Origin of the sequence: uncultured Arenimonas sp. (assembly GCF_963976025.1) — a bacterium.
GTDB lineage: Bacteria > Pseudomonadota > Gammaproteobacteria > Xanthomonadales > Xanthomonadaceae > Arenimonas.
This window is the reverse complement of sequence record NZ_CAXBJS010000158.1, coordinates 1-6042: the sequence shown is the minus strand read 5'-3', so window position 1 is coordinate 6042 and position 6042 is coordinate 1. Positions and strand designations below refer to the sequence as shown.

Here is a 6042-nt window from a genome sequence, read left to right as displayed (position 1 = left end):
ACGCGAACGCCAGCGCCAGGCCGCCGAGCGCCGCAAGAAGGAGCAGGCCGATGCCGAAGCCCTGGCCCGCCAGCGCAAGGAAGACCAGGAAGCCGCCGAAGCGCGCCGGCTCATCGAAGAAGCCAAGCGCCGCGAGGAAGACCGCGTGGCCGAAGAAGAACGCAAGCTGCAGGAAGCGCGTAATGCCGCCGAGCGTCGCCGCCGCGAAGAAAGCCTGAAGCTCGACGAAGCCCGCCGCGCTGCCGCCGCGCGTCGCAGCGGCAGCACGCCGGCCCAGGCCACCGTGGCCGAGCCGCCGGATGCGGCCGAACTGGCCCGGCAGGAGCAGGCCCGCCGCCAGGCCGAAGCCCGCCGCCAGGCCGAGGCGAAGAAAAAAGCCGACGAAGAGGCTGCCCGTCTCGCCGCCGAACAGCTGGCCGCCGAACAGGCCGCTGCGGCAGCGGCTGCCGCCGCCGCGCCGCCACCCAGGCGCCTGACGCCGATCCCGGTCAGTACGCCGCAGCCGTCCTATCCGCCCGACGCCCTGCGCAGCGGCATCACCGGCGAAGTGCAGGTGGAAATCACCATCGGCCGCGACGGCCGGGTCACCGACGTGCGCGTGCTGCAGTCACGCCCGCGCGGCACCTTCGAACGCGAGGTCACCAACACCGTGCGCAGCTGGCGCTTCGAACCCCTGGACGAAGAAGCCAAACTCACCCGCAACTTCGTTTTCCGTTAGCCAACCACCGGCGGCAGCGGCCACAGCCCCAGGATCAGGCCGATCAGGGTGAACTGCAGCGTGTGGTAACCGCCGTTGATTGCGAAGAGCCTGAAACTCTTGCGCTCGAACAGGTAGTTGATGCCGAAGCTGGCGGTCACCCAGCAAAGCCCGGCCGAAAAACCCGCGCCCACGCCCAGCGCCAGCGACGGCCGCGGCCCCAGGAACATGGCAAAGACGAAGCTGGCCACCAGGCACAGCACGAAGGTCGTGCCGAAGATCATCGCCATGTTGCCCTTGGCCAGTTCTTCGTCGCTAAGGCCGTTCTCGCGCTGCCAGGCCTTGCCGAACAGCATCGGCGAATACCACAGGCCACCCAGCACCAAGCCGGACGCAGCGGCCGCGATGACCGCCCAGATATTGAACTCAGGCATGTCCACTCTCCCCGTGGCTCCCCGCCACGCCGGCATCGTGTGCCGGTCCGGGCCCCGCCGGCAAGTCCCCTGAGCCCCTGTAGGAGCGCCTTCAGGCGCGAATCGGTTCTTTGCCGAAGGCAAAGTCAAAAGATTCGCGCCTGAAGGCGCTCCTACAAGGTTGCCGCTGGATCAGCGGGCCGGGTAAGCCCGCGGCAGTGGACCATCCGGCGCCAGGTAGCGGTCGCGCAGTTCGGTCTGGCGCGAGCGCATGCGCGTGGCGACGCCGTTGAACCACACCTGTTCGGCGTAGGTGTTCACTTCCAGCGGGTCGCCGCTCCACAGCACCAGGTCGGCCGCCTGGCCAACGGCGATGCGGCCGCGGCTGGACACGCCGAAGGCGTCGGCCGGCACGGCGGTCAGGCCGGCCAGCGCGGCCTCCCAGGGCAGGCCGTGGGCAACGGCATTGCCGGCCAGCTGGCGCTGCTTGCGGGCGTTGTGGGTGGCGTCACCGCGCTGGCTGAAACCGACCTTGACGCCGGCCTTGTGCAGGCGCGCGGCGGTGTCGAGGCCCGAGGCCAGGCTGTCGAAGCTGCCGGGCAGGTTGGCCAGCGAATCCACCAGCACCACCGCGTCGGCGGCCTTGAGCTCCGCGGCCACGCGCCAGGCTTCGGCGCCGCCGGCGATGACCGGGCGCATGCCATTTTTCTTGGCGAAGGCCAGCACCTGCCGGATGTCGGCGGCGCGGTCGACCTGGAACACCACCCGGCCACCGGCCAGGTAACGCGCCAGCGTGGCGCGACCGGCGCGGGTCAGCAGGTCGCCGCTGCCGGCGCGGGCTTCCGCCACGGCCTGTTCAAGCAACATCCACTGGCCGGCGCGGCTGCCGCCCGAAAGCTGCGAGGCGTCGCCGCCCAGGTCGATGAACAGGCTGCGGCTGCCCGCCAGCGCGGCGTCGTAGCGACCGTCGAGCAGCACCGCGCTGCCCTGGCCGGCGACGAAGCTGCCGCCCGGCAGCGCCGACGGCGACAGCACGGTGAAGGTGATGCCTTCCACGCGGTTCACGCCGATGGCCGCCGAATGCGGATTGAAGGCCACGTCGACGTCGAACTCCGGACGCCAGGACGATCCTTCGTGCGCCGGCGTCATCGCACCCAGTGCGAGCCCGGCATCGACGGTGGCGGCTTCGCCGGACACTTCTTCGATGCCAAGACCGGTGAGGCCGCCGAACAGGCCCGGCGTCAGCGGCCGGCCCTTGGCTTCGACCACGGCCACGCCGGCGGGCGCGGCCAGGTTGGGACCAATGGCGCGCACCACGCCGCCCTGCACCAGCACGTCGTGGTTTTTCAGGGTGCCGGCGGCGGCCGCGGTGTGCACGGTGGCGTCGCGGATCAGCAGGTCCTGGGCGGCGGCCGGCAGCGCGGTGGCCAGCAGCAGGGGAATGATCATCAGGCGCTTCACGGCGACACCTCCTGGCCCAGCATGAAGTCGGACACCGGCTGGCGCGCGGGGTCGTTGCGGTCGTAGAGCAGGGCGCCATCCACGTACACCTTTTCGGCCTTGGCGTAGACCGAGAACGGATTGCCGTTCCACAGCACCACGTCGGCCATCTTGCCTTCGGCCAGGGTGCCGGTGGTTTCGGCGACGCCGATGGCCCGGGCGGCGTTGGACGTCAGCCAGCGGATGGCGTGTTCCGGCGGCAGCGACATGCCCACGCGTTCGCCGCGGGCCATCACCTTGGCCGCTTCCTGGTTCAGGCGCTGGATGCCTTCGCTGGAATCGGAGTGCACCACGGCGCAGCCGTTCTTCGGGCGGTCCACCAGCGCGATGTTTTCCTGGATGCCGTCGTAGGCCTCCATCTTGAAGCCCCACCAGTCGGCCCAGAGCGCGCCGCAGATGCCTTCTTCGGCCAGGGTGTCGGCCAGCTTGTACGCCTCCACGCCGTGGTGGAAGGCGGCGATCCTGAAGTCGAACTCGCGGGCGAGGTCGATCATCAGCGCCATTTCGTCAGCGCGGTAGCAGTGGATGTGCACGCCGATCTCGCCGCGCAGCACGCCGGCCAGGGTGTCCATGCGCAGGTCGCGGGTGGGCGGCTGGCCGTTGCCGTTGCCCGACTTCTTGCGGCGCTTGCCGTCGTCGGCATTGGCCGCTTCGTACTTGTCCCAGGCTTCGCGGTACTTCTGCGCTTCGATGAAGGCGGCGCGGTAGCCGGCCAGGTTGCCCATGCGGGTCATCGGCGACTGGCCGCGGCTGCCGTAGACGCGCTTGGGGTTTTCACCGCAGGCCATCTTCACGCTGTGCGGCGCATCGGGGAACTTCATCGCCTGCATGGTGGTGGCCGGCACGTTCTTGAGCACCACGCCGCGACCGCCAATCAGGTTGGCCGAGCCGGGCAGGATCATCAGCGACGTGACGCCGCCGGCAAGCGCCGCGGCGAAACCCGGGTCCTGCGGCCACACGCCGTGTTCGGCCCACACCTGGGCGGTGACCGGCGCGGTCATTTCGTTGCCGTCGCTGTGCGCGGTGGCGCCCGGGCTGGGGTAGACGCCCAGGTGCGAATGCACGTCGATGATGCCCGGCGTCACCCACTTGCCGCGGCCGTCCACGACGGTGGCGCCGGCGGGGTCGAGGTCGCTGCCGACCGCGGCAACCTTGCCGTCGCGCATCAGCACGTCGGCGTTTTCAAGGCGCCGGCCGTCGCCGGTAAGCACGGTGGCGTCGGTGATCAGCACCGGCGCCGAAGCGACCGGCGAATACGTGCTTGCGAACGGCGACTCGGCCGCCGGCGCCAGGGCCGGAAGCGCAAGCAGGGTGGTGGCCAGCAGGCTGGCCCGCAGGTGTGGTCGCATCAGGTGTCTCTCCCCGGTTAACGGGCAACCCTAGCCAGCGGCGGCCGGGTTTGCCAAGTGCAGTAAGCCGTCCCAGGCCACCTGCGTGGCACAATAGTCGGGCAATACGGATAAAAAGAACAAAACAAGGATCACGAAAACATGAAAGACAAGAACGAAATCGTAAGCAACTGGCTTCCCCGCTACACCGGCGTGCCGCTGGAAGAATTCGGGGAACACATCCTGCTGACCAACTTCAGCGGCTACCTGGGCACCTTCGCGCGCATGACCGGCGCGCAGATCGTCGGCCTGGACCGGCCCATGCCCAGCGCCACCGCCGACGGCATCACGCTCATCAACTTCGGCATGGGCAGCGCCAACGCCGCCACGGTGATGGACCTGCTGTCGGCGATAAACCCGCAGGCCTGCCTGTTCCTGGGCAAGTGCGGCGGGCTCAAGCGCAAGAACGAACTGGGCGACCTGATCCTGCCCATCGCCGCCATCCGCGGCGAAGGCACCAGCAACGACTACCTGCCGCCGGAAGTACCGGCGCTGCCGGCCTTTGCGCTGCAGCGCGCGGTGTCGACGATGATCCGCGACCTGGGCCACGACTACTGGACCGGCACCGTGTACACCACCAACCGCCGGGTCTGGGAACACGACGCCGAGTTCAAGGACTACCTGCGCAAGCTGCGCTGCATGGCCATCGACATGGAAACGGCGACGGTGTTTTCGGCCGGCTTCGCCAACTCGATTCCGTCGGGCGCGCTGCTGCTGGTCTCCGACCAGCCGATGGTGCCCGAGGGCGTGAAAACCGAAGCCTCCGACCGCAAGGTCACCGAACACTTCGTCGAGCGCCACATCCAGATCGGCATCGAGGCCCTGCGCCTGATCCGCCGCCACGGCAAGTCGGTCAAGCACCTGCGCTTCGACTGAACCGGACGCAGGAGCCGGCCATGGGCACCGAACACTGGCGCGATGTCTACCGGACCAAACCAGCCGACACCGTCAGCTGGTACCGGCCGCGGCTGGACATGTCCCTGCGCTTGCTGGAAGACGCCGGGCTGACGCCGCAATCGCGGGTCATCGACGTCGGCGGCGGCGCCTCGACCCTGGTGGACGACCTGCTGGCCCGGGGAGTCAGCCAGGTCACCGTGCTTGACCTGGCCGACGAGGCTTTGGACATCGCCCGCCAGCGTCTGGGCATCCGGGGCTCACGGGTGCAGTGGCTGGCGGCGGACGTCACCCGCGCCGACCTGGCAGAAGCGGCTTACGACCTCTGGCATGACCGCGCGGTGCTGCATTTCCTGGTGGATCCCGAAGCGGCGGCGGCCTATGTCGCCCAGGTCCGGCGCTGCCTGGCCCCGGGCGGCCATGCCGTGATCGGCGGATTCGCGCCCGGGGGCCCGGAGCGCTGCAGCGGCCTGGTGGTGGCCCGGCGCTCGCCCGAAGACCTGGCGGCGCTGTTCGGCCCGGATTTCACCCTGGTGTGCGACGCCAAGGAAGACCACCACACGCCGGCGGGCTCCATCCAGGCTTTTTCCTGGGCTGTGCTGCGAAAAACCTTGTAGGTACCGCTGGCTACCAGTTGAAGACGAAACCGACGACGTCGGGCTGCGGCTTGGCGTCCGAAAAACGCACCGTGCATTCGACGATCTGCTTGGCCTCGGACGTCAGGCCGGGCTCGATGATTATCGGGGCGGTAAGGAACTGTTCCCCGTTGGGCACGTCCTTCATGCTGGCCCCGAGGGCCTTGAGGTCGAGTTCGTAAAGTTTGCCGTCGAGCCGTGATTCCGCGGCGGCCTTGCAGGCCTCGGCCGCGAGGGCGCTACGGTCGGCGCCGCGGCCACCATTGTCGGCGCCGCCGCCACAGGCCACGAGGACCAGGGTTGCGGGAACCGCCACCAGCCAATTGCGCATGTCTTGTCTCCTGGGTGCTACCACGCCCTTGCCTTGGGGGGACGACCCGGTTGGGCGGGTTTGGTTGCCCGTCCAAGTTAGCGCAATTGCTCTAACCCTGCCAACAACGCTTACGTGAAGGCCCGGGTCGGCAATGCGCCCGGGCCCGTGTCGGTCAGTAGCGCGGCACGCTCGGGTCGATCTG

7 protein-coding genes are annotated in these 6042 nt (G+C 69.0%); 3 read left to right on the top strand and 4 right to left on the bottom strand.

Annotated features, from left to right (window positions below):
- Window positions 1-718 (top strand): TonB family protein (locus AACZ35_RS11435; RefSeq protein ID WP_339829347.1); only part of this gene is annotated, 718 nt, incomplete at its 5' end.
- Here AACZ35_RS11435 and AACZ35_RS11430 read toward each other — a convergent pair.
- The 3 genes from AACZ35_RS11430 to AACZ35_RS11420 all read right to left on the bottom strand — a co-directional run bounded on the left by AACZ35_RS11430 (window position 715) and on the right by AACZ35_RS11420 (window position 3959).
- Window positions 715-1131: a DUF1761 domain-containing protein gene (locus AACZ35_RS11430; protein WP_339829345.1), complete on the bottom strand. Its 417-nt coding sequence runs from the start codon at window positions 1129-1131 to the stop codon at window positions 715-717. The two genes, AACZ35_RS11435 and AACZ35_RS11430, sit on opposite strands and share 4 nt — an antisense overlap.
- A gap of 171 nt (window positions 1132-1302) precedes the next feature.
- Window positions 1303-2559: an amidohydrolase family protein gene (locus AACZ35_RS11425; RefSeq protein ID WP_339829349.1), complete on the bottom strand. Its 1257-nt coding sequence runs from the start codon at window positions 2557-2559 to the stop codon at window positions 1303-1305.
- Between the two features lie 8 nt (window positions 2560-2567).
- Window positions 2568-3959 carry an amidohydrolase gene (locus AACZ35_RS11420; RefSeq protein ID WP_339829343.1) on the bottom strand — a complete coding sequence of 464 codons (1392 nt, stop codon included), beginning with the start codon at window positions 3957-3959 and terminating at the stop codon, window positions 2568-2570.
- Between the two features lie 141 nt (window positions 3960-4100).
- On the opposite strand from AACZ35_RS11420, the gene AACZ35_RS11415 reads away from it, so the two are divergent.
- Together AACZ35_RS11415 and AACZ35_RS11410 are read left to right on the top strand one after the other, a co-directional pair.
- On the top strand, window positions 4101-4874 hold the full coding sequence (locus tag AACZ35_RS11415; protein ID WP_339829340.1) for an AMP nucleosidase: 774 nt from the start codon (window positions 4101-4103) through the stop codon (window positions 4872-4874).
- 20 nt (window positions 4875-4894) lie between these two features.
- Window positions 4895-5509, top strand: coding sequence for a class I SAM-dependent methyltransferase (locus AACZ35_RS11410; protein WP_339829338.1), 615 nt, complete (start codon window positions 4895-4897; stop codon window positions 5507-5509).
- A gap of 10 nt (window positions 5510-5519) precedes the next feature.
- On the opposite strand, the gene AACZ35_RS11405 is transcribed toward AACZ35_RS11410, so the two are convergent.
- Complete coding sequence (locus AACZ35_RS11405; RefSeq protein ID WP_339829336.1) at window positions 5520-5858, bottom strand: hypothetical protein; 339 nt, start codon at window positions 5856-5858, stop codon at window positions 5520-5522.
- Window positions 5859-6042 lie beyond the last annotated feature (184 nt).

Bases quoted from the DNA above. Each gene is read 5' to 3' on its own strand.
- AACZ35_RS11430 (WP_339829345.1), bottom strand. From the start codon at position 1,131: ATGCCTGAGTTCAATATCTGGGCGGTCATCGCGGCCGCTGCGTCCGGC.
- AACZ35_RS11425 (WP_339829349.1), bottom strand. From the start codon at position 2,559: ATGATCATTCCCCTGCTGCTGGCCACCGCGCTGCCGGCCGCCGCCCAG.
- AACZ35_RS11420 (WP_339829343.1), bottom strand. From the start codon at position 3,959: ATGCGACCACACCTGCGGGCCAGCCTGCTGGCCACCACCCTGCTTGCG.
- AACZ35_RS11415 (WP_339829340.1), top strand. From the start codon at position 4,101: ATGAAAGACAAGAACGAAATCGTAAGCAACTGGCTTCCCCGCTACACC.
- AACZ35_RS11410 (WP_339829338.1), top strand. From the start codon at position 4,895: ATGGGCACCGAACACTGGCGCGATGTCTACCGGACCAAACCAGCCGAC.
- AACZ35_RS11405 (WP_339829336.1), bottom strand. From the start codon at position 5,858: ATGCGCAATTGGCTGGTGGCGGTTCCCGCAACCCTGGTCCTCGTGGCC.